Here is a 19,454-nt window from a genome sequence, read left to right as displayed (position 1 = left end):
AGCCGGAAAGGAGTCCGACATGCCGGCTGCCCTGGCCGCCACCGCCGAACGCCCCCGCACGTCCCGCGCCCCCGCCCCCGCACCCCTCGGGGTCCGTGAACTACTGGCCCAGGGCCGGCGGACCTTCTCCTTCGAGTTCTTCCCCCCGAAGACCGACGCCGGGGAACGCACCCTGTGGGCGGCCATTCGCCGCCTCGAAGCCCTCGCCCCCTCCTTCGTCTCCGTCACCTACGGCGCCGGCGGCTCCTCCCGCACCCGCACCGTCGAGGTCACCAAGCGCATCGCCGCCGAGACCACCCTGCGCCCGGTCGCCCACCTGACCGCCGTCGGACACTCGGTCGCCGAACTGCGCCACATCATCGGCCAGTACGCCGACGCCGGCATCCGCGACATCCTCGCCCTGCGCGGCGACCCGCCCGGCGACCCGAAAGGGCAGTGGACGCCCCACCCGGACGGCCTGACCCACGCCCACGAATTGGTCGAACTCATCCGCCGGCTCGGCGACTTCACCGTGGGCGTGGCGGCGTTCCCCGAGCGCCACCCCCGCTCACCCTCCTGGACCGAGGACATCCGCCACTTCGCCGCCAAATGCCACGCCGGCGCCGACTACGCCATCACCCAGATGTTCTTCCACGCCGAGGACTACCTGCGGCTGCGGGACCGGCTCCTCGCCGTCGGCTGCCTGACCCCGGTCATCCCCGAGATCATGCCGGCGACCGATTTCCGCCAGATCCGGCGCTTCGCCGAGCTCAGCGACGCCCGCTTCCCCGACGCCCTCGCCCAGCGCCTCGAAGCGGCGAAGGACGACCCCGCGGCCGGGCACCGCATCGGTGTCGAGTACGCGACCGCCATGTCCGAGCGCCTCCTCGCCGAGGGCGCACCCGGCCTGCACTACATCACCCTCAACAAGTCCACCGCGACTCTAGAGATCCATCAGAACCTGAACGTCAGCCACGACCCAGCCACCACCATCACGGAGTAGAACTCATGGACTTCAAGGTCGCAGACCTCTCTCTCGCCGCGTTCGGCCGCAAGGAGATCACCCTGGCCGAGCACGAGATGCCGGGCCTGATGTCGATCCGCGCCGAGTACGCCCAGGCGCAGCCGCTGGCCGGTGCCCGGATCACCGGCTCGCTGCACATGACCGTGCAGACGGCCGTGCTCATCGAGACCCTCGTCGCCCTCGGCGCCGACGTCCGCTGGGTGTCCTGCAACATCTACTCCACCCAGGACCACGCGGCCGCCGCCATCGCGGTGGGCCCGAACGGCACCCCGGAGAACCCGCAGGGCATACCCGTCTTCGCCTGGAAGGGCGAGACGCTGGAGGAGTACTGGTGGTGCACGGAGCAGGCGCTGACCTGGCCCGGGCACGCCGGACCCAACATGATCCTCGACGACGGCGGCGACGCCACCCTCCTCGTCCACAAGGGCGTCGAATACCAGAAGGCCGGCTCCGTCCCGGACCCGTCCACCGCCGACAATGAGGAAATGGCCCTGGTCCTCGGCCTGTTGGGCAAGACCGGCATCGACTGGGCGGCGCTGGCCGCCGGCGTCCGCGGTGTGACCGAGGAGACCACCACCGGTGTGCACCGTCTGTACGAGATGATGTCCGAGGGCAGCCTGCTGTTCCCGGCGATCAATGTGAACGACGCCGTGACGAAGTCGAAGTTCGACAACAAGTACGGTTGCCGTCACTCGCTGATCGACGGCATCAACCGTGCCACCGACGTCCTCATCGGCGGCAAGGTCGCGGTCGTCTTCGGTTACGGCGACGTCGGCAAGGGCTGCGCCGAGTCCCTGCGCGGTCAGGGTGCGCGTGTCATCGTCACGGAGATCGACCCGATCTGCGCGCTGCAGGCCGCGATGGACGGATACCAGGTCGCCACCCTCGACGATGTCGTGGAGACGGCCGACATCTTCATCACGACCACGGGCAACAAGGACATCATCATGGCCGCGGACATGGCCAAGATGAAGCACCAGGCGATCGTGGGCAACATCGGCCACTTCGACAACGAGATCGACATGGCCGGTCTCGCGAAGATCGAGGGCATCGTCAAGGACGAGGTCAAGCCGCAGGTCCACACCTGGAAGTTCCCCGACGGCAAGGTCCTGATCGTGCTGTCCGAGGGCCGTCTGCTGAACCTGGGCAACGCGACCGGTCACCCGTCGTTCGTGATGTCGAACTCCTTCGCGGACCAGACCCTGGCCCAGATCGAGCTCTTCACCAAGCCGGAGGAGTACCCGACCGAGGTCTACGTGCTCCCCAAGCACCTGGACGAGAAGGTCGCGCGTCTGCACCTGGACGCCCTGGGCGTCCGCCTCACCACGCTCCGCCCGGAGCAGGCCGCCTACATCGGCGTCCAGGTCGAGGGCCCGTACAAGCCGGACCACTACCGCTACTGACCGAACGGATCACGCCACCGGCTCTCGAGCACCACTCGAGAGCCGGTGGAACCCCGTGGCCGGGTATCCCGGGGAATGCCACGATCGGATGTCCGCGCCGAGGGCGAGCACCACTCCACCACCCGCAGATGAGGATGTCCCATGAACCCCAATCCGGCCGGTAGCCACCAGCAGTACCCCGCCGGCGGCCCGGCTCCCTACACCGCCCCGCCCGGCTCCTACGCCCAGCCCGGACCGCCCGCACCGGCGACCGCGGAGCGAGGCAAGGCGGCCACCGTCCTCCTCCTGCTCTCCACGGTCCTCGTCGGCCTGATGGCAGGCCTCTTCTTCGCCTTCGACGTCTCGGTGATGCCGGGACTGGCCGCCGGTGACGAGCGTACGTACGTCACCGCGATGCAGAACTTCAACGCGGCGATCGACGGCAACGGCCTCTTCGGCATGGCGTTCGTCCTCGCCCTGCTGGCCTCCGCGGCCTCGGCGATCGTCGAGTTCCGCAAGGGCCGCCGCAGCGTCGCCATCTGGGTCGGTGCGGCCACCGTCGCCTACTTCGTCGTCCTGATGATCACCTTCTCGGTGAACATCCCGCTCAACAACGAACTCGCCGACGCCGGCGACGCCGCGAAGCTCGCGGACTTCTCGATCGTCGACAAGTTCAAGAGCACCTGGGTCGCCACCAACATCATCCGCACCCTGCTGTGCACGGTGGCCCTGACGGCCCTCTCGCGGGCCCTGGTCCTCTACGGCCGCGCCACCCGCTGACACCTGCCGCCACGCCATGGAGTCCCCCGCCGCCCGGCCGGGGGACTCCCTCATGCGGTCAGCCGGTCTGCCCGTGCAGGTACAGGGCCCAGGCCAGGAAGCCGACCGCAGCCGTGCACAGCAGCGTGCGCCAGACGTTGGCGCGGCTCCAGGGCCCCTCGAAGGCCCGCCGGACGGCAGCCGGGTCACCGATCCGGGCGACCGGGCCGGCCTTCTCCAGGGCGTTGTTCAAAGGGATGTTCACCTTGTTGGTCAGCCCCATCGACAGGATGTAGCAGACCAGCGCCGCGATCAGCGCCGGCAGCACGTCACGGCCGTCCGAGGGAATGTGCAGGGCCAGCGCCAGCGCGGTGAAGAGGAACGCACCGATGTAACCGAGGACGAACCAGCCGTTGAGAATGGCCTTGTTGATGTTCTGCATGACTTCGATGACCGTACGGTCGTCGCTGCGCTTCAGGCCCGGCATCACGGAGACGGAGAAGCCGTAGAACAGGCCGCTGACCAGCCCCATCGTGACCGTCGCGGCGATGAGCGAGGCCAGGCGTGCGGTCTCCATCGTGTGTCCCCCTGCTCGCCCGTCCACGGAGCTTCTGGGTCATCGATTCTTCGGGAACGGGTCATCGAATCGTCAAGTCATGGCGACTATACGGGCGATGGCGGCCCGCGTCGCAGGGGAATCGAGCGAGCCTCCAGCATGTCTCGAGCGGCGCGGACCGCCGCCCCCTTCAGCGCGCGTGCAGCCGGCGGTGTTCGAGGACCGCGGCCAGGGCGTAGGCGCCGCCGCCCGCGAGGGTGAGGACCCAGTAGAAGGCGGGGGCGGTGAACGCGAGGGCCGCGGTGGAGGCCAGGGCCAGCCAGACACCGAGGCTGTAGTGCAGCACGTTGCGGCGTACGGCGCCTTCGGCGAGGTAGACCAGGCCGACGACGAGCCCGGAGCCGGCCGGCCACAGCACGGACTGGAGATCCGGCTGGCCGAGCACGGAGGTCAGGCCGGTGATGGCCAGGAACAGGGCCGTGAAGGCCGTGATCCAGGCCGCGCCGAGCAGCTTGCCCGAGAGGACCTCCGGTGCGGAGGCCCCGTGCTGGGCCCGCAGCGCGGCCAGGGTGGCCATGGTGATGCCGGCGACGAGTCCGCCGCCGAGGAGCGTCATGGGCAGCCAGTCGGGCAGGCCGAGCAGGGGAGCGGGCCCCCGGGAGACCGCGGCCGTGCCGTGGCCGAGCAGGTAGGCCAGTCCGAAACTGACGTAGGCCGCACGGTTGTCGACCTCGCGAGGGCGGCCACGGCCGCCGGCCTCACGAACGGCGGCGGGCGGCAAGGCGGTGGTGGGGCTGGACATGGTGGCAGATCTCCATCCGGGACGGGCGGGGGTGGTGACGGTCTCGCCGGGGGCGCGGGCGATACCGCGCCCCCGGGACGGCACGTCAGCCGTTGCCGTGGTCCAGCTCGCTGTCGGGGACCCAGGAGCCGTGGATTCCGGCCGTCACCCGGTGGGGCAGATGGACGGTGGCGACCCTGTCGAGGCCGGAGGCGTCCAGGACCAGCAGCTGGGAGGAGTCCTGCTTGAGGTCGGAGACCACGGTCAGCAGATAGCCGTCGTCCTCGCTCGTGGCATCGGCGGCGGGCACGAAGACGGCCTCGCTCGGCATCCGGGCATCGCCCACCTGGTGGATGCGGCGGGCACCGGTGGTGCGGTCGTACTTGACGACACCGTAGCCGCCGAAACCGTTCTCGTCGGGGAAGGCGATCGCGTACTGGTAGCGGTTCTCCACACCCAGGAAGTCCTCGTTGAGGGTCGGGAACTCCACCGGCAGATCGTCGATGATCTGCTCGCCGACGGTCCCCTCCGCCAGGTCGATCACCCAACGGCGGGTGTAGGAGCGGGAGCCGGGCTCACTGCCGCGCCCGGGCGCCCCGACCCACCAGTTCCAGGAGAGCCGGAAGCCCTCGCGGTCCACGGTGGGACCCTCCAGGACGATGCGGCCCAGGCCGTCCTCGTAGGCGTTGGAGACGTGCAGCATGTTGCCGGGCTCGATGGAGAACCAGCGGACGTGCCGGGCCCCGTCACCACCGCGCGGCATGACACCGATACGGGCGGGCTGGTGATCGCTCCAGCTGTAGGGGATACCGGAGTGCTCCGTGGCGTCGAAGGTGACATTGCCCTCGACGAACACCACATGACGGCGGGTGATCGCGAAATCGTGCTTGAGCGAGGCGGTCGCCCCCGGCACATCGGCACTGTCGGTGATCTCGCCCTTGGCGTCCGCGACGTAGTACGTCAGGAACGGCGGGAACGGCGAGGACCCGAAGAAGTGGAGCTCCCCGGTCACCGGGTCCTCCTTGGGGTGCGCGGTCATCGCACTGCGCAGCTTGCCGCCGAAGTCGTGGGCGCCGACCGTTTCCAGCTCCGGGGTGAGCTCGAAGGGGAAGTTCGCCTCGCACAGCGCCAGCAGGCGTCCGCCGTGCTCGATGATGTGCGTACCGGCGGTGCTGGCGCTCAGGTCCGGCCCGCGCTCGGTCATGTACGGGGCGCCGTCCAGGGCGGGAGTGTGCACCCAGCGGTTGCGGTACCACTCGGCGCGGCCCGCACGCAGGCGGATGCCGTGGACCATGCCGCTGCCCTTGAACCAGTGGCTGGGAGTGACACCGGGCTTGGGGTTGTGCCCGTTGCGCAGCAGCCGGCCGTTCAGCTCGGGGGGCAGGGAACCCTCGACGGTGAGGCCGGTGGCGGTGACCTCCTCGGTGAGGGGGGTGTAGTGGCCGGTCAGGTACGGCTTCGCAGTGGTCATGGCAGATATCTCCTCGATCGGTGTGAGAGGTGGTCAGGCAGCCTGTTCGGCACGGCTTTTGAGGTGGGAGAGCCAGCTCTCCAGGGAGTCGTGGAGGGCCTTGTGGAGGTCGTCGGCCGCGGCCTCGACCGGGGCGCCGCTCCAGGACTCCTCGGTGCGGACGGTGGTGCGCCCGCCGTCCTGCTCGAACGTCCACACGTGCACGCCGGTGATACCGGCGGCGGGACCGCCCCACACGATCCGCTCCCCGGGAACCAGCTCCCGCACGGTGGAGGTGATGTCCAGGCCGTGGGTGCGCCAGCTGAACGACCCGCCGGGCCGCAGCGGCCCCTCGGCCTCCACCCGGACCACGTCCGGGTTCCACAGCGGCCAGGCCGCAATGTCGGTGTGCAGCGCCCACACGCTCTCGAGCGGGGCGTCGATCACGGTGCTCAGGCGGACGATGACGGGAGCGCTCTCGTCGATGGTGACCATGGCTGTGCTTCTTCCTGTTCTGGACGACATGTACCGGTGGTGCCGGGCGTTCCGGGCGTGCCCGTCGTACGGATCCGGCGGCCTAGGGAGTGTTCTGCCGGACGGGGGAGAGCGGAGAGCCCGCCGGGCCGGGAGCCGGATCGGAAGCCGGCCCGGCGGGGGCGGCCGGGGTACGCGCCCCCGTGCGGCGGGTGAGGAGCAGCGCGAGGAGGGCCGTGACGGCTAGGACCGCGGCCGAGACGGTGAAGGCGGCCCGGTAGCCGGCCGTGAGCGCCTCCAGGGAGGGCCGGTCCGCGGACGCGCCGGCGGTGACGGAACCGGCCAGGGTGGCCAGGGCCGCGAGACCGATCGCCCCGCCGACCTGCCGGGTGGTGTTCACCAGCCCGCCGGCAAGACCCGCGTCCTGCCGCGGGACACCGTCCACGGCCAGCCCGGTGAGCTGGACGAAGGCGACGCTGAGCCCCAGGCCGACCAGGACGCTCGGGCCGAGGACGTCCACCGGGTAGGTGCCGTCGGCGCTCATCCGCGACAGCCACAGCAGCCCGGCCGCCTCCGTCAGCAGCGCCACGGTCAGGGTCGCGGTGGCACCGAACCGCCGGGCCACGCGCGGGGCGAGGGCGGAGCCGAGCATATGGGCGCCGGCGAGGGGGAGTTGCCCCACTCCCGTGACCAGCGGGCCCGACCCGAGGACCTGCTGCTGGTACAGCGGCAGGAAGAAGAACAGGGCGATCCACACGGACCCCAGCAGGGCCATCAGCAGATTGCCCGCACCGACCCGGCCCGCGGTGAGCAGCCGCACCGGCACCAGCGCCTGCGGCCGGCCCCGCTCGATCACACAGAAGGCCGCCAGCAGCACGACGGCGCCACCGAGCGCGCCCAGCACCGGCGGATCGCCCCAGCCGGCCCCGCGCGCGGTGGTCAGACCCCACACCAGACAGGTCAGCGCCAGCGTCACGGTGACGGTGCCCAGCAGGTCGAACCGCCCGGCCGTCTCGCGTACGGCGTCCCGGGGCACCAGCACGGCCACCGCGGCCAGCACCAGCACCGCCCCGAACGCCACCGAATGGAAGATCCACGGCCAGCCCCACGCCTGGGTGAGCACACCGCCCAGCAGAACGCCGCCCGCGGCCCCCGCACCGGAGACCGCACCCCACACCCCCAGCGCCCTGCCACGCGCCGGCCCGGGCGGGAACCCGTCCATCGCCAGCGCGAGCGCGGCCGGGGCGATCGCGGCGGCGCCGGCCCCCTGCACCGCACGGGCACCGATCAGCACACCGGGGGAGGTGGCCAGCCCCGCCGCCACCGACGCCAGCACGAACAGCGCGAGCCCGGCCACCAGCACCCGGCGGCGGCCCAGGAGATCGGCGACCCGTCCGCCCGCCAGGAGCAGCGCCCCGAACGCCAGGCCGTAGGCGTTGACCACCCAGGTGGTCCCGCCGTCCGACAGGCCCGCCCCGTCACGGATCTGAGGGAGCGCCACATTGACGATCGAGGTGGCGAGCATGACGGTGAACTGGGCCGCGGCGAGCGCCGCGAGCACCGCTCCCGGCCCGGGGGGCCGGCGTGCTGACCGGCCCGTCTGCGTGAGTGCAACGTTCATGACGCACACACTCGGCGCGGACGCTGTCCACTATCCAGACCCGGCGGGCGCGGCCACTGTCCACTGCTGTCCGCGCCTGTCCACCCGGCGCCCCGCCGCAGCCCGCCCCGCGCCCGCCGCCGCTACCTCGGGTCGTGCAGCTCCCGCTGCCACAACGCCTCGCCGAGCAGGTCCAGACCCTGACGCAGGTGACGACGGTAGGTCCCGTACGGAAGACCCAGACGGCGCGCGGCGGCCTCCTGGGTGGGCGCACCGGAGAAGTAGCCCGCCGTCAGGGCCTCACGCGCCCGCACTCCGCGCGGATCCCCCGCGAGATCGTCGACGGCCCCGCGCAGCAGGGCACGCAACTCCCCGACCGGTTCACCGAAGTCGGCCGCCAGACGGGTACGCATCAGAGCGCAGGCGGCGAACGCGTCCGTATCGCGCCAGTGCGCCAGCGCCTCGCGCACGGCCTGGTCGAACGCGGCCCGTGAGACGGGCGACGGCCCGGACGCGGACGGCGCCGGCCCGGCCGTGGCCGATATGAAACGCAGCAGCCATGCCTCCACCGGCAGCCGGCGCCAGTCCACACCGAACAGCCCGTAGGAGTACGCACCCACCCGCGGCCGCGCCCCGGTGTCGTCGAGCGTGCCCCTGACCCGCCCGGCCCAGGTCTCGGCGTCCTGGAACACCGCGAAACCGTAGGCACGGCCGCGGGCCCGCGCCGCCTCCGCATGGGCCCGGGAACTGCTCAGGTCGATGACGCGCGAGGGAACCTGGTACCGCTCGGGATAGACCGAGAAACGGCTGATGCCGATGTGCTCGCCCGCACCCACCGGCGCGGTGGCCTCGGTGTACCGCCAGGCGGCCGCGACGACGGGATCGGCCGCCACGTCCCGGGGGTCGGCCGGGGCCGGCAGGACCAGCCGGGCCGTGAACGCCACGATCCGGCCCGTGCTCACCAGCCGGTAGACGCTGAACGCCTGCGGCTGGCGCTGCGCCCAGTAGCGGACCAGCTCCGCGCCGGCCGCCCCCTCGGTCTCCTCGGCCATGCGCAGCACGACATCGATGTCATCCGGGTGCAGAGGACGGTCGTGCACCTCGTCCTCGCGGGACCAGCACCGCAGCCGGGCCAGCGTCTCGCCCTCCCGGAAGAGGTAGAAGAGATCGTCGGTGACGGTCCACACCCGCTCCTCGGGTGCCTCGCGCAGGAGGCGCAGGTACTCGTCCGCCAGGCGCCGGCGCATCGACTCGAAGGCGTTCGGCGCCCGCCAGCGCAGGTCGGCGGCGAGGGTCTCGCGCGCGGCGTCGTGCGGATGGAGCCCGCGGTGGGTCGACTCCATGAACGGCAGGTCCCGCAGCCAGGAGAAGAGCGGATGGACGTCCTCCTCGGGCAGCACCGCCGCGAGGAGTTCCTCCGACGTCGAACGGGCCTGCGCCGCCACCTCCAGGGCGCGGCGGTGGGCCGCCGTGGGCACCTCCCCGATCAGCCCCGCCAGCAGGGTGCGCAGCACATCCGCCGTCGGAGCCCAGATCTCCTGCCTGCCGCACCCCTCCGATCCCGCCGCGGCCGCCAGCGACAGCGCCAGCGGGTTGCCTCCGGCGAAGCGCAGCACCCGGTCGCGCAGTTCGGGCCGGATCTGCGCCGACACCAGCAGGCTCCGCGCCTGCTCCTCGGAGAACGGCTCCAGTTCGCTCACGTGCAGCAGCCGGGACCAGGCGGGGTCGGCGGTCCACTGCGGCTGCGGAGCACGCCGCCCGGCCAGCACCACCAGGGTGTCGTCCGCGGCTCGGGGCAGGAAGTGGTGCCACAGCCAGCTCTCCAGCCACTGGCAGTGCTCGAAGGAGTCCACGAACAGGACCGTGCCCGGAACATCCAGGAACGGACCGGTGGCGTGCTCGAAATCGGCCGGGTCCCGGCTGACGAACCGGCCGTCGAGTTCCACGAGCAGCCGGCCCGACGCACGGGCGTGGTCCGCCAGCCGCCGCAGCAGCGTCGACTTCCCGATGCCGCCCGGCCCGTACACGTAGAACGCGAACGGCGCCTGCGGATCACCGGCCAACGCCTCCCCGAACCGGCCGAGTTCCTCGTCCCGTCCCACGAAGGCCCGTACGCGCGCCCTGCTCAGTCTTTCCCCCACGGACACCATGGCGGCTCCCCTCTCCCTCGCTCCCGGCCCGGTCAGCCGACCAGTCCGATGTTGTTGTCCTCGGCGTCTCCGGTGATCAGCAGAGTGGTCTCCTCCACGCGCCGGAAGCGGCCGTCGGGTGCCATCCGGGCGAAGAGGTACACCTCGGTACGGGAGGTGTGGCCGTCGCGGTGGCCGAGGGTGACGGTGTGACGGTCGGCGTAGAGCAGCCCGTCGCGGAGCTCTTCGTGGACCTCGACGTGCCCGCTGCCGACCAGCGAGCGCAGGCGCGTCATGTGCCGGGCGAAGCCCGTCCTGTCGCTCCACACGCCGTTGGTGCGCTGGCGGTAGTCGGGGGCGAAGTGCCGGTCGATGGCTTCGGCGAGGTCCAGGCCCGGCTCGAACAGCAGATCGTGGATGGCCGTGGCGATATCGGTCGACGTCATGGTCGTCTTCTCCTGAAACAAAGTGGGGGACAGCGAAATCCGGGCTCACGCAGCCGCGGAAGGCAGGGCCCGGCACAGGCCCGGCGGGCGAGACGGCCGCAGGTCACGGCCGGCGCCGCGCTCTCAGCCGACGGGGGTGAAGTCCAGCGACAGCGCGAGCGGCCCCCGCGTGTACAGGCCGGCTTCCCGGTAGCGGAAACCGGGGCTGTAGCGGACCTCGTCGAGCAGGGGCAGCAGCATCGCGGCGACCGTCTCGATCTCGGCACGCGCGAAGGCCGCGCCGACGCACTGGTGCAGTCCGGCGCCGAAGGACAGGTGCTGGGCGGCCGCGGTGAAGGAACGGGCGGCGCCCAGGTCCGGGCGGTGGATGTCGAAGACGTCCGGGTCACCGAAGGCGCCGGGATCCCGGTTGGCCGCGCCGATCATGCAGAAGACGGTCGCACCGGCCGGGACGGTGGCGCCGGCGAACACCGCGTCCTGCTCCGCCCGGCGGGGAATGAGCTGGACCGGCGGGCTGTATCGCAGGGTCTCCGCGATCGCGGCGGCCAGCAGCCGCGGGTCCCGGCGGACCTGCGCCAGCTGCTCGGGACGGTCGATCAGGTGCTTGAAGAGCAGGGCGAGCGTCTTGTCCGCCGGCTCGGCGGCGGCGACCAGGACGTTGATGATCAGCGCGGTGACGTCGCGGTCGCTCATGACGACACCGCCGAACTCGGCCGTGCACAGCCTCGATATCAGATCGTCGCCGGGACGGCTGCGCCGCTGCTCGATGACGGGCAGGAGATAGGTCTCCAACTCCTCGGCGCAGTCGATGCAGTGCCGGCGGCGCTCGGGGGTGAGGGCGAGGCTGGTGACGAACTCGGCGACCCCGCCGTGCCAGGCGGCCACCTGCTGCCAGTCCCCTTTGTCGAGCCCCAGGACGTCGAGCGCGACGTGCACGGCGAACGGCTTGCCGAAGTCGTTGACCAGGTCCATCCGCCCCCGGGCGAGGAAAGGGGCCATGAGCTCGGCGGCGTTGGCGTGGACGGCGCGTATCTGTCTCTCCAGGGCCCGTCCGGTGAACGCCCGTACGACGATCTTCCGTTTCGCGGTGTGCTCGGCGCCGGTCATCTGGGCGAGGACCGGCCCGCGCATCACCGGCTCGGCACGCACCTGCAACATCTCGGTGCTGAAGGCCTCATGGTCGGTCAGCACCCGCTTCACGTCCTCGTGGCGGGAGAGGAAGTAGCTGTCGATCGCCGGCTCGTAGTGCACCGGAGCCCGCTCCCTCAGCCGTGCGAAGTAGCGGTGGGGGGCGGCGGCGAAGTCCTTGGACAGGACACTGAAACGGGCAGGGACCGCGGGCATGGTGAAGACCTCTCGAACAATGCAGTGGGGGAAGGAGAGCCGGGCCGGCAGGAGTCAGGAGCCGCCACGGGCCCCGGACATCGCGGCCGGACACGGCCACGGCCGGGACCGCACCCGGATGCACATCTGTGTTGTCACTCCTGTCGGCTGTCCGCCGTCCACGACGGGTTCCCGTGACCTGCGTCACGACCACGCCGCAGCGGGCACGCCCACGGCCGCGGTCCGGCCTGCAAGACGCGCGAACGACGGTACGGGTTGCGCCGGTTGGAAAGGCTGCGCACCGGCCGGCAGGACACCCTGGAGCCGGAACTCCTCAGCCGGCGGCGCCCGACCGGGCCCGGGCCCGGTCACGGAGCCACGCGACCGCTCCCACCAGCACCGCCACCCCCAGCCCGTACAGGGGCAGCCACAGGGTCGTCGTGGCCGCCAGGCACTCGGCGACCGCCTTGCGCGCCTGGTCCTGCTGCGCGAACGCCAGCGCCGCAGCGTCATTGCCGGCCAGGTTCCCCAGCGCCGCCTCCGCCTTAAGGGCCGCGTACCGCCCCGCCAGCACACAGTCGCCGCGCGTGCCCGGCATCGGGAACAGCCAGGCCCGGCGCTGCAGCAGGGGAGCGAGCGCGACCGCCACGCACAGGCCGACGATCAGCGCGTACGCGACCAGGCCGCGCATGTACGGCGAACGGATCTCCGGAGTCCACTGCGCCCGCCGCTGGAAGGCGGACATCACCGCGAGGAGCGTCACCCCGATGAACGTGGCGAACCACTGCCACGAACCCTGGGCGAGCGCGAACGTCAGCACCGCGGCGAGCCCGATGCCGATGACCCCGGGAGCGGGAGCGGCATCACCCGGTGCGGCGGACGCCGGCCTCGGGGTCACTCGGGGGCTGGGATCACTCACGGGCCTCTCCAACAGAGGGGGGACAACAGCATGCGCCCGCAACACCCCGCCGCCCCGGCCGCCGTGCCGCACGGGCCCCGCGCCCCGCCCGGATGGCCCCCGCCCGGCCGGGCCTGCGCATTTCACCCGCCGGGGCCCCAGCCGCACTGCGTCCCCCGTCAGGCCGCCCCACAATGGGATGACGGCCTGCGTGCGGCCATTCAGCGGTGTCCCGACTGCCCCGGCCGAGAGGAACGCCCCCATGCGCGCTGAGTCCTCGCCGGCCGCGCGGAGGACGGGGGCCTTCGTCGCGGTCGCCGTCGCCCTGTTCTGCATCCAGCTCGACTTCTTCGCCCTCAACCTCGCCCTTCCCGGCATCGCGGCGGAGCTCGGCATCACGGACTCGGCCGCGCAGTGGACCCTGTCCGCCTACATGCTCGCCATCGGCTGCTTCTTCATCGTCGGCGGCCGGGTGGGGGACGTCTTCGGACGGCGGGGCACCCTGCTGGCCGGGCTCGCCCTGTTCACGGCCGGTTCCGTGGGCTGCGCGCTGGCTCCCGGCCTCGGTCTGCTGGTGGTGGCCCGGATCGCGCAGGGCGTGGGCGCGGCGTTCGTCTTCCCGGTGTCCGTGTCCGTGATCACCAACACCTTTCCCGAGGAGACCCGGGCCAAGGCCCTGGGCGCCGTCTTCGGCGTCGCCAACATCGGGACCGCGCTCGGGCCCTTCGTGGGCGGAGGGTTCACCGAAGGGCCCGGCTGGCGCTGGATCTTCTGGCTGATGGTCCCGCTGAGCCTGATCTCGCTGCTCGCCGCCCTCGCCTGCGTACCGAACTCGCGCGACACCTCGGCGCCCCGCGAGCTCGACCTCCTCGGCTGCGCCCTGATCGTGTGCTCGCTGGCGGCACTGACCCTGGCCGTGGAGCGCGGGGACGCCTGGGGCTGGGGGAGTGCCCGTACTCTCGGCTGCTTCGCCGCGGCCGTGACGGCCGGCGGGCTGTTCCTGGTGCGCGAGCGCCTCGCCCGGCACCCGCTGGTCGATCTGCGGCTGTTCCGCAACGTCCCGTACGTCCTGGTGACCGGGATGGGCTCGCTCTCGAACATGGGCTACGGCGTCACCGTCTTCCTCGCCACGCTCTACCTCCAGGGCGTCCGCGGCCTCTCGCCGCTCCTGGCGGGCACGGTGTTCCTGGCCCCGGCCCTGCTGGTGGCGGTCAGCGGGCCGCTCGGGGCGCGGCTGGCCCGGTACATGCGGCCGACCGCGGTGATGGCGCTCGCCGGGGCCGTCGCGGGCACCGGGATGTACGCGCTGGCCCAGGCCGATGCCTGGTGGCTGTACGTGCCGGTGTTCGCATGGTGCGGCCTGGGCCTGGGACTGGGCTGGACCTTCTCCAGCGTGGCGACCCAGCAGGTCGTCGCACCGGCCCGGGCGGGGGAGGCGTCGGGCGTGCTGCTGACGTTCCTGGTCACGCTGGGCGCGATCGCCCTCGCCGGGACCGCGGCGGCGATCTCCGCGATGACGCCGCAGCGGCCGCCCGAGGAGGCCTACGACGCGATCCTTCGGCTGGGCGGGATGGTCATCGTCGCGACGGCGGTGATCGTCATGGCCGTACGCCACCGGCTCGTGGTGCTGGGCAGGGTCCCGCCCCTGTCGATGCGGGAGGCGGACCGCCGGCCCTGACACTCCCGCCCTGACGCCGCGGGCGCGGACGGGGCCCGGACACACGCGGGCCCGGGAAGCCCGGACAGCAGGACAGCAGGACAGCAGGACAGCAGGACAGCAGGAGAGCAGGAACGGAGAACAGGAAACCCCTTCCGGCCTGCGGACCGTGTGGCCGCGATGCCCCGAAGCCACACGTGGCGCCAATAATGGCTCGCCATGGCGCCATGTGTGAGCCATAATGGTGTCATGGGGTGGCGCGCCCCGGCCGCAGGCCGCGGGGTGCGTCGCGCGGGGCGGGCGATCAGGGGGCGGATCATGGACACAGCACGGAGCCGGCAGCGGGCGGAGCCCGGCCCCCTCACGGCCTTCACCCGCTTCGTGCTCTGCGGCGGCGGAGTGGGACTCGCCTCCAGCTTCGCCGTGACGGCCCTCGCCTCCTGCATACCCTGGGCCCTGGCCAACGCCCTGATCACCGCGGCCTCCACGCTCCTCGCCACCGAGCTGCACGCCCGCTTCACCTTCGGCACGGGCGGGCGCGCGACCTGGCACCAGCACGCGCAGTCGGCCGGCTCCGCCGCGGCGGCGTACGCGGTGACCTGCCTGGCGATGCTCCTCCTGCACCAGCTGGTGGCGGCTCCCGGCGCCCCCCTCGAACAGGCCGTCTACCTCTGCGCCGGCGCACTCGCCGGTGTCGCACGGTTCGCGGTGCTGCGCCTCGTCGTCTTCACCCGGAACCGCTCGCAGGCCACGGCCACCGCCGTAGCCGTCCCGACCGCGCGGCCGGTGTGCGCGACCGTGGCCCGTGACTCGGCCCCGGCCCGCCCGGCCAATCTCTGCCCCGCCGCCTGACCCCGCCGCCCGAACCGCCGGCGAGCCCGGGGGCGGGAGACCGCGGGCCCGGTCAGGGCATTTCGTCCGGGTCGCAGGTCGCGCGGCGCAGACCGATCGTGCGCAGCGCCCGCATCAGCCCCTCCTCGTCGCCCGCGCGCACCAGGTGGACCGCCCCGTCGACGGTGACGACGTCGAGATCGACGGGAGTCGCGTCGGCCCTCGTGCGGAGCACCACCCCGCTCGGCGGGTCCAGGGCGCGCACCCCCCGGAAGACGCCGAACGCGGCCGGGTCGTCCCGGAAGCTGCCGGACAGGGTGAGCACGGTGATGTCGGGGAGCAGGACCCGGGCGTGCGCCAGCGCGACGTCCGGCGTGCGGGCATGGGAGATGACCTGGAAGTGGGGATTGCGCTGGATCCGCGACCGCAGCACCTCCAGCTCCACGCCTTCCGGTATGCCGACCACCAGGACCGTCATCACAGTGCCCCATCCTCCGCCGCGCCGGCGTGCCCGTCGAGCGGGACGCGCCCGGCACATCCCCGCGCCGCGTCGCGATGAGTACGGGCCCCGCCGCCGGTCTACCCTTCAGACCCACTCTCAGGAGGAGCGGCAGATGACCGGTACGACCGCTTTCGATCTCGGACCGCAGGCGCGGATCGTGGCCCGTCTCGCGGCGGCCGTCCCGGACGCCCGGCTCACCGACCGGACGCCCTGCCCCGCCTACACGGTCGGTGACCTGCTGGGCCACCTCGCGGGTCTCGCGGTCGCCTTCCGCGACGCCGCCCGCAAGGACCTGGGCCCCACGACGGACACGGACCCCACCTCGGCCACGCCCTCCCTGCCCGCCCGCTGGCGCGAGGAACTGCCCGGGGTCCTCGGCGAACTCGCCGAGGCCTGGGAAGACCCGGCCGCCTGGACCGGCATGACCCGCGCCGGCGGCGTGGACCTGCCCGGCGGGATCGCGGGTGCGGTGGCGGTCGACGAGCTGGTGCTGCACGGATGGGACCTGGCCCGGGCCACCGGCCAGGAGTACGCGCCCGATCACGCCGCGCTCCGCTCCTCGCACGCGTTCCTGCTGGCGGCCGCCGAGGAGGGGGACCGCGGCGACGGCATCTTCGGACCCGTCGTGCCCGTACCGGACGACGCCCCGCTGCTGGACCGGACGCTCGCACTGAGCGGCCGCGACCCGGGCTGGACGCCGCCCGCATCCCCGTGACGCGGGCGGCGTGCCCCGGCCCGCCGCCCGGGGGCACGCGAACGCCGGGCTCTCAGGTCTGGCACTGCTTCGTGGCCGCGGGGGACCAGCCGCTCCAGGCGGCGCCGTCGGCCCGGGCGTGTACCCGGATCTCGACCTTCACGGGACCGCACACCCGGGTCGTGCTTCCCACCTCGAGGGGGCCGATCGACTCACCGGCCCGGACATGGGTGCGGCCGCTGCCCACTTTCTCCCAGTGGCCACCGTCGACGACGCGGAAGAACGCCTCGTAGGAGACGTTCAGCCCCTTCGCTCCCGTGTTCCGTGCCCTGATGTGCGCCGTGATCTCCCGCGTGGGGAACCTGCCGGCGGATCCCCGCTGGGCGCTGATGCAGCCGTTGACGGCCACCCGGCCGGTCGACGTCCCCCCGCCGCACGCGACCGCCGCGGCGTGAGCGGGGGCCGGGACGGCCAGCATGGTCAGCGCGGCCGCGCCCAGGACCGTTCCGGTGCGCCTCAAGAAATGCAATGTCCCCATCCTTGTTCTCCGTGCCGTTCTTCCTGGAAGCGACCATGGCCCGCCGTGAGGCGCGACGGGCAGGGTTTCCCGGAACCTTCGCCCGGATGGACGCGCGCGCGTGCGGGCCGGAGGGCGGCTGCACGCGGCGGGCGGCCACCCGCCCGCCACCGGCCTCAGAGCCCCCCACGGAGGAGAGACGGCCTCCACTCCACCCATTTCCTTCGATAACTAGGCAATTCGGGCATCGAGATGGCTCCCTCAAAGGGGTATAGCCGGTGACAATCGGTGAGATTCGGGCGTCCCGCTGGTGACCCGCCCCATAGGGCCCACGTCACATACGAACCGGGATAGTAGCCACCGGAGGCCCGATGCCGCGCCTCCCGGGCCCCCGAAGGCCCGTCGGCCCCCGACTGCGAAGGTCCCTAGTAAGCGGGGTCGTTGCCAGGCCGTCGGGGCGTCTGTAGAACTGGATGAGTCGCAAGGCGGCAGGGGTACTTCAGGTACTTCACCCGCCGCCGACGAACCCCTCTCCTTTGCGTGAGTGGCTCACGCATGTCTTCGGCATGCGTGCGACCGCCCTTGTCCCCGTCGGAAGGTCCATCCGTGTCCAACGCCATCATCCGCCGCATCGCCACCTCCAAGAAGGCCCTCGCGGGCACCGTCGTCGCCCTCGGTGTCGCCGGTTCCATGCTTGCCACGGTTCCCGCCCAGGCGGCCCCGATGAGCGCCAAGGCGATCGCGCAGCAGATGATCAAGGACCCGGCCCAGTTCGCCGCCTTCGACAAGATCATCTCGCACGAGAGCGGCTGGAACCACACCGCGACCAACGCCTCCTCCGGCGCGTACGGCCTGGCCCAGGCCCTGCCGGCCTCGAAGATGGCTTCGGCCGGCGCGGACTGGAAGACCAACCCCGCCACCCAGATCAAGTGGGGCCTGGACTACATGAACGACCGCTACGGCAGCCCCGTCGGCGCCTGGAACTTCTGGCAGAACAACCACTGGTACTAAGCCGCCAGCGGACAGCACGCATACGCACGAGCGCCCGGCCGGGACCACCCGGCCGGGCGCTCGTGCGTGTACGCGGCCGCCGCGCCCGCCCGGCCGACGCTCCAGCAGGGCATCACGGACCCGTCCGGCACGAATGCGGGATCCGTACCGGCCGCGCCGGCCGGGACCACGACCGGCCCGGCCGCGGGGACGGCCCCGTGACCACGGCGGACAGCCGCCCGGCGCGGACACGCGCACGCCGCGAGGGCACCGGGTGCGGCTCAGCCTCGGCGGGCACCGCCATCGGCACCACCGCACCACCCCTGCCGGACGAACGGCATGCGCCCCCGCGGCAGTTGCGGGTGGACACCGGTGGGCAGTGCTGGACAGTCACGGGCCCCTGCCGGGCCTGGAGAGTGGACAGCGCCCCGCGTGAGTCTGTGCGCCATGAACGTTGCACGTACTCGGACGGACGAGGCAGCGCCCATGCCCGCGGCCCGGAACGGCTCCCTGCCCGCCCCGTGGCCGAAGGCCCCGCCCCACCTGCCCGGCGCCGTCGCCGGCAGGGCCGCATCCGCCCCTGAAGGAGCATCAACCATGACCTCCCGCACCCTCCGTGCCATGACGGTGCTGACCGCTGCCGCAGCCCTCTGCGGCGCCGCCCCCACCGCCTACGCCGCACACACCACCACCGCCGCCGCGTCCTCCGCACAGGCCGCCGACCGGCGCGTCCCGCGGATCGTCACCGCTTGGGCCCGCGCCTGGAACGGCAGCGAACCCCGGGCGCTCGGCGCCCTGTTCACCGCCGACGGCACCTACACCGACGAAGCCGTGGCGGCCACCTTCCGCGGCCGTAAGGAGATCTCGGGGTGGAAGGCCCGCGCCGACTCCCTGATCGACAACGTCCACGTCACCATCCGCACCACCCGCAGCGACGGCAACCGCATCACCGTCCGGTCCGTCTACTCCGGCCACCTCAAGGGCGCCCCCAAGCCCTTCGCCGTACCGATGACCACGGTGATCGACCTCGACAGGCACCACTGCCGGATCGTCTCCAACAAGGACCACTACAGCCTGGCCGCGGTCCTCGCCCAGTCCGGCCTGCCCGCCGACTGGACCCCGCCCACCACCTGACACACCCCCGGGCCGGCCGGGGGCGGCTACCGCACCGCGGCCACCCCCGGCCGGCCCCCCCAGCGCCCCCGCCCGCTCAGCCGAGCCGATAGTCGAACCCCGGCGCGGGCGCCGCGGAGCACCCCCTGGACCGGGCCGCGAGCGGCGAACAGCCCCTGCACACGGCGGACGTCGACCTCGCCGGACCGCCGGCGGACCGGAAGACGCACCTGCCCCTCGTCCGGGACAGGACGGTGCCACTGCCCGGCCCGCCGGCCACCGCGCCGGGCACCACCCGCTCCCCGGATCACGGGCCGGGCGGCCGGGCGCGGGTATTCGTAAAGGTATG

The 19,454-nt window shown here is 72.5% G+C and carries 19 protein-coding genes; 8 read left to right on the top strand and 11 right to left on the bottom strand.

The features are described 5' to 3' along the window. Nucleotides 1–19 precede the first annotated feature (19 nt). From metF to OG444_RS00445, 3 genes are all read left to right on the top strand, one after another. Nucleotides 20–982 carry a methylenetetrahydrofolate reductase [NAD(P)H] gene (gene metF / locus OG444_RS00455; RefSeq protein WP_327260129.1) on the top strand — a complete coding sequence of 321 codons (963 nt, stop codon included), beginning with the start codon at nucleotides 20–22 and terminating at the stop codon, nucleotides 980–982. A gap of 5 nt (nucleotides 983–987) precedes the next feature. Beyond that, a complete protein-coding gene (gene ahcY / locus OG444_RS00450; protein ID WP_327260128.1) occupies nucleotides 988–2,406 on the top strand; it encodes an adenosylhomocysteinase in 1,419 nt (472 codons plus the stop codon). 141 nt (nucleotides 2,407–2,547) lie between these two features. Continuing rightward, nucleotides 2,548–3,165, top strand: a complete 618-nt coding sequence (locus OG444_RS00445; RefSeq protein ID WP_327260127.1) for an anthrone oxygenase family protein — start codon at nucleotides 2,548–2,550, stop codon at nucleotides 3,163–3,165. A 58-nt stretch (nucleotides 3,166–3,223) separates the two neighbouring features. On the opposite strand, the gene OG444_RS00440 is transcribed toward OG444_RS00445, so the two are convergent. The 9 genes from OG444_RS00440 to OG444_RS00400 form a co-directional block, all read right to left on the bottom strand. Further along, nucleotides 3,224–3,721 carry an anthrone oxygenase family protein gene (locus OG444_RS00440; protein ID WP_327260126.1) on the bottom strand — a complete coding sequence of 166 codons (498 nt, stop codon included), beginning with the start codon at nucleotides 3,719–3,721 and terminating at the stop codon, nucleotides 3,224–3,226. A gap of 169 nt (nucleotides 3,722–3,890) precedes the next feature. After that, nucleotides 3,891–4,502 carry an ABC transporter permease gene (locus OG444_RS00435; RefSeq protein ID WP_327260125.1) on the bottom strand — a complete coding sequence of 204 codons (612 nt, stop codon included), beginning with the start codon at nucleotides 4,500–4,502 and terminating at the stop codon, nucleotides 3,891–3,893. A gap of 85 nt (nucleotides 4,503–4,587) precedes the next feature. Continuing rightward, complete coding sequence (locus OG444_RS00430; protein ID WP_327260124.1) at nucleotides 4,588–5,952, bottom strand: carotenoid oxygenase family protein; 1,365 nt, start codon at nucleotides 5,950–5,952, stop codon at nucleotides 4,588–4,590. Nucleotides 5,953–5,985: 33 nt separating this feature from the next. After that, nucleotides 5,986–6,426: an SRPBCC family protein gene (locus OG444_RS00425; protein ID WP_327260123.1), complete on the bottom strand. Its 441-nt coding sequence runs from the start codon at nucleotides 6,424–6,426 to the stop codon at nucleotides 5,986–5,988. A gap of 82 nt (nucleotides 6,427–6,508) precedes the next feature. Beyond that, nucleotides 6,509–8,026 carry an MFS transporter gene (locus OG444_RS00420; RefSeq protein ID WP_327260122.1) on the bottom strand — a complete coding sequence of 506 codons (1,518 nt, stop codon included), beginning with the start codon at nucleotides 8,024–8,026 and terminating at the stop codon, nucleotides 6,509–6,511. Between the two features lie 122 nt (nucleotides 8,027–8,148). Further along, nucleotides 8,149–10,155, bottom strand: a complete 2,007-nt coding sequence (locus tag OG444_RS00415; RefSeq protein ID WP_327260121.1) for an ATP-binding protein — start codon at nucleotides 10,153–10,155, stop codon at nucleotides 8,149–8,151. A gap of 32 nt (nucleotides 10,156–10,187) precedes the next feature. Further along, on the bottom strand, nucleotides 10,188–10,580 hold the full coding sequence (locus tag OG444_RS00410; RefSeq protein ID WP_327260120.1) for a nuclear transport factor 2 family protein: 393 nt from the start codon (nucleotides 10,578–10,580) through the stop codon (nucleotides 10,188–10,190). A gap of 123 nt (nucleotides 10,581–10,703) precedes the next feature. Further along, complete coding sequence (locus OG444_RS00405; RefSeq protein WP_327260119.1) at nucleotides 10,704–11,924, bottom strand: cytochrome P450, cyclodipeptide synthase-associated; 1,221 nt, start codon at nucleotides 11,922–11,924, stop codon at nucleotides 10,704–10,706. A gap of 313 nt (nucleotides 11,925–12,237) precedes the next feature. Further along, complete coding sequence (locus OG444_RS00400; protein WP_327260118.1) at nucleotides 12,238–12,822, bottom strand: hypothetical protein; 585 nt, start codon at nucleotides 12,820–12,822, stop codon at nucleotides 12,238–12,240. 241 nt (nucleotides 12,823–13,063) lie between these two features. Here OG444_RS00400 and OG444_RS00395 point away from each other — a divergent pair, with 241 nt between their 5' ends. Together OG444_RS00395 and OG444_RS00390 are read left to right on the top strand one after the other, a co-directional pair. Continuing rightward, on the top strand, nucleotides 13,064–14,479 hold the full coding sequence (locus OG444_RS00395; protein ID WP_327260117.1) for an MFS transporter: 1,416 nt from the start codon (nucleotides 13,064–13,066) through the stop codon (nucleotides 14,477–14,479). Between the two features lie 297 nt (nucleotides 14,480–14,776). Next, nucleotides 14,777–15,310: a hypothetical protein gene (locus OG444_RS00390; protein WP_327260116.1), complete on the top strand. Its 534-nt coding sequence runs from the start codon at nucleotides 14,777–14,779 to the stop codon at nucleotides 15,308–15,310. A 52-nt stretch (nucleotides 15,311–15,362) separates the two neighbouring features. Here the strand turns inward: OG444_RS00390 and OG444_RS00385 are convergent, their stop codons facing one another. Continuing rightward, nucleotides 15,363–15,767, bottom strand: a complete 405-nt coding sequence (locus tag OG444_RS00385; protein WP_327260115.1) for a hypothetical protein — start codon at nucleotides 15,765–15,767, stop codon at nucleotides 15,363–15,365. Between the two features lie 136 nt (nucleotides 15,768–15,903). On the opposite strand from OG444_RS00385, the gene OG444_RS00380 reads away from it, so the two are divergent. After that, nucleotides 15,904–16,506, top strand: coding sequence for a TIGR03086 family metal-binding protein (locus OG444_RS00380; RefSeq protein ID WP_327260114.1), 603 nt, complete (start codon nucleotides 15,904–15,906; stop codon nucleotides 16,504–16,506). 52 nt (nucleotides 16,507–16,558) lie between these two features. On the opposite strand, the gene OG444_RS00375 is transcribed toward OG444_RS00380, so the two are convergent. After that, entirely contained in the window at nucleotides 16,559–17,005 is a 447-nt protein-coding gene (locus OG444_RS00375; protein WP_327260113.1) for a hypothetical protein, read from the bottom strand. Between the two features lie 552 nt (nucleotides 17,006–17,557). Here OG444_RS00375 and OG444_RS00370 point away from each other — a divergent pair. Together OG444_RS00370 and OG444_RS00365 are read left to right on the top strand one after the other, a co-directional pair. Then, nucleotides 17,558–18,013, top strand: a complete 456-nt coding sequence (locus OG444_RS00370) for a transglycosylase SLT domain-containing protein (protein WP_327260112.1) — start codon at nucleotides 17,558–17,560, stop codon at nucleotides 18,011–18,013. Nucleotides 18,014–18,589: 576 nt separating this feature from the next. After that, nucleotides 18,590–19,126, top strand: coding sequence for a nuclear transport factor 2 family protein (locus tag OG444_RS00365; protein ID WP_327260111.1), 537 nt, complete (start codon nucleotides 18,590–18,592; stop codon nucleotides 19,124–19,126). Nucleotides 19,127–19,454 lie beyond the last annotated feature (328 nt).

It is taken from the genome of Streptomyces sp. NBC_01232 (assembly GCF_035989885.1).
In the GTDB taxonomy this organism is placed as follows: Bacteria; Actinomycetota; Actinomycetes; order Streptomycetales; family Streptomycetaceae; genus Streptomyces.
The sequence above is the reverse complement of the archived record's forward strand: the minus strand, read 5'-3'. Positions and strand labels throughout refer to the sequence as shown.

What these genes read in the sequence shown, in the direction of transcription:
- OG444_RS00420 (WP_327260122.1), bottom strand. Translation starts at nt 8,026, where the DNA reads ATGAACGTTGCACTCACGCAGACGGGCCGGTCAGCACGCCGGCCCCCC.
- OG444_RS00445 (WP_327260127.1), top strand. Translation starts at nt 2,548, where the DNA reads ATGAACCCCAATCCGGCCGGTAGCCACCAGCAGTACCCCGCCGGCGGC.
- OG444_RS00370 (WP_327260112.1), top strand. Translation starts at nt 17,558, where the DNA reads ATGTCTTCGGCATGCGTGCGACCGCCCTTGTCCCCGTCGGAAGGTCCA.
- OG444_RS00440 (WP_327260126.1), bottom strand. Translation starts at nt 3,721, where the DNA reads ATGGAGACCGCACGCCTGGCCTCGCTCATCGCCGCGACGGTCACGATG.
- OG444_RS00425 (WP_327260123.1), bottom strand. Translation starts at nt 6,426, where the DNA reads ATGGTCACCATCGACGAGAGCGCTCCCGTCATCGTCCGCCTGAGCACC.
- OG444_RS00395 (WP_327260117.1), top strand. Translation starts at nt 13,064, where the DNA reads ATGCGCGCTGAGTCCTCGCCGGCCGCGCGGAGGACGGGGGCCTTCGTC.
- OG444_RS00380 (WP_327260114.1), top strand. Translation starts at nt 15,904, where the DNA reads ATGACCGGTACGACCGCTTTCGATCTCGGACCGCAGGCGCGGATCGTG.
- OG444_RS00390 (WP_327260116.1), top strand. Translation starts at nt 14,777, where the DNA reads ATGGACACAGCACGGAGCCGGCAGCGGGCGGAGCCCGGCCCCCTCACG.
- OG444_RS00365 (WP_327260111.1), top strand. Translation starts at nt 18,590, where the DNA reads ATGACCTCCCGCACCCTCCGTGCCATGACGGTGCTGACCGCTGCCGCA.
- ahcY (WP_327260128.1), top strand. Translation starts at nt 988, where the DNA reads ATGGACTTCAAGGTCGCAGACCTCTCTCTCGCCGCGTTCGGCCGCAAG.
- OG444_RS00385 (WP_327260115.1), bottom strand. Translation starts at nt 15,767, where the DNA reads ATGACGGTCCTGGTGGTCGGCATACCGGAAGGCGTGGAGCTGGAGGTG.
- OG444_RS00435 (WP_327260125.1), bottom strand. Translation starts at nt 4,502, where the DNA reads ATGTCCAGCCCCACCACCGCCTTGCCGCCCGCCGCCGTTCGTGAGGCC.
- metF (WP_327260129.1), top strand. Translation starts at nt 20, where the DNA reads ATGCCGGCTGCCCTGGCCGCCACCGCCGAACGCCCCCGCACGTCCCGC.
- OG444_RS00430 (WP_327260124.1), bottom strand. Translation starts at nt 5,952, where the DNA reads ATGACCACTGCGAAGCCGTACCTGACCGGCCACTACACCCCCCTCACC.
- OG444_RS00415 (WP_327260121.1), bottom strand. Translation starts at nt 10,155, where the DNA reads ATGGTGTCCGTGGGGGAAAGACTGAGCAGGGCGCGCGTACGGGCCTTC.
- OG444_RS00410 (WP_327260120.1), bottom strand. Translation starts at nt 10,580, where the DNA reads ATGACGTCGACCGATATCGCCACGGCCATCCACGATCTGCTGTTCGAG.
- OG444_RS00405 (WP_327260119.1), bottom strand. Translation starts at nt 11,924, where the DNA reads ATGCCCGCGGTCCCTGCCCGTTTCAGTGTCCTGTCCAAGGACTTCGCC.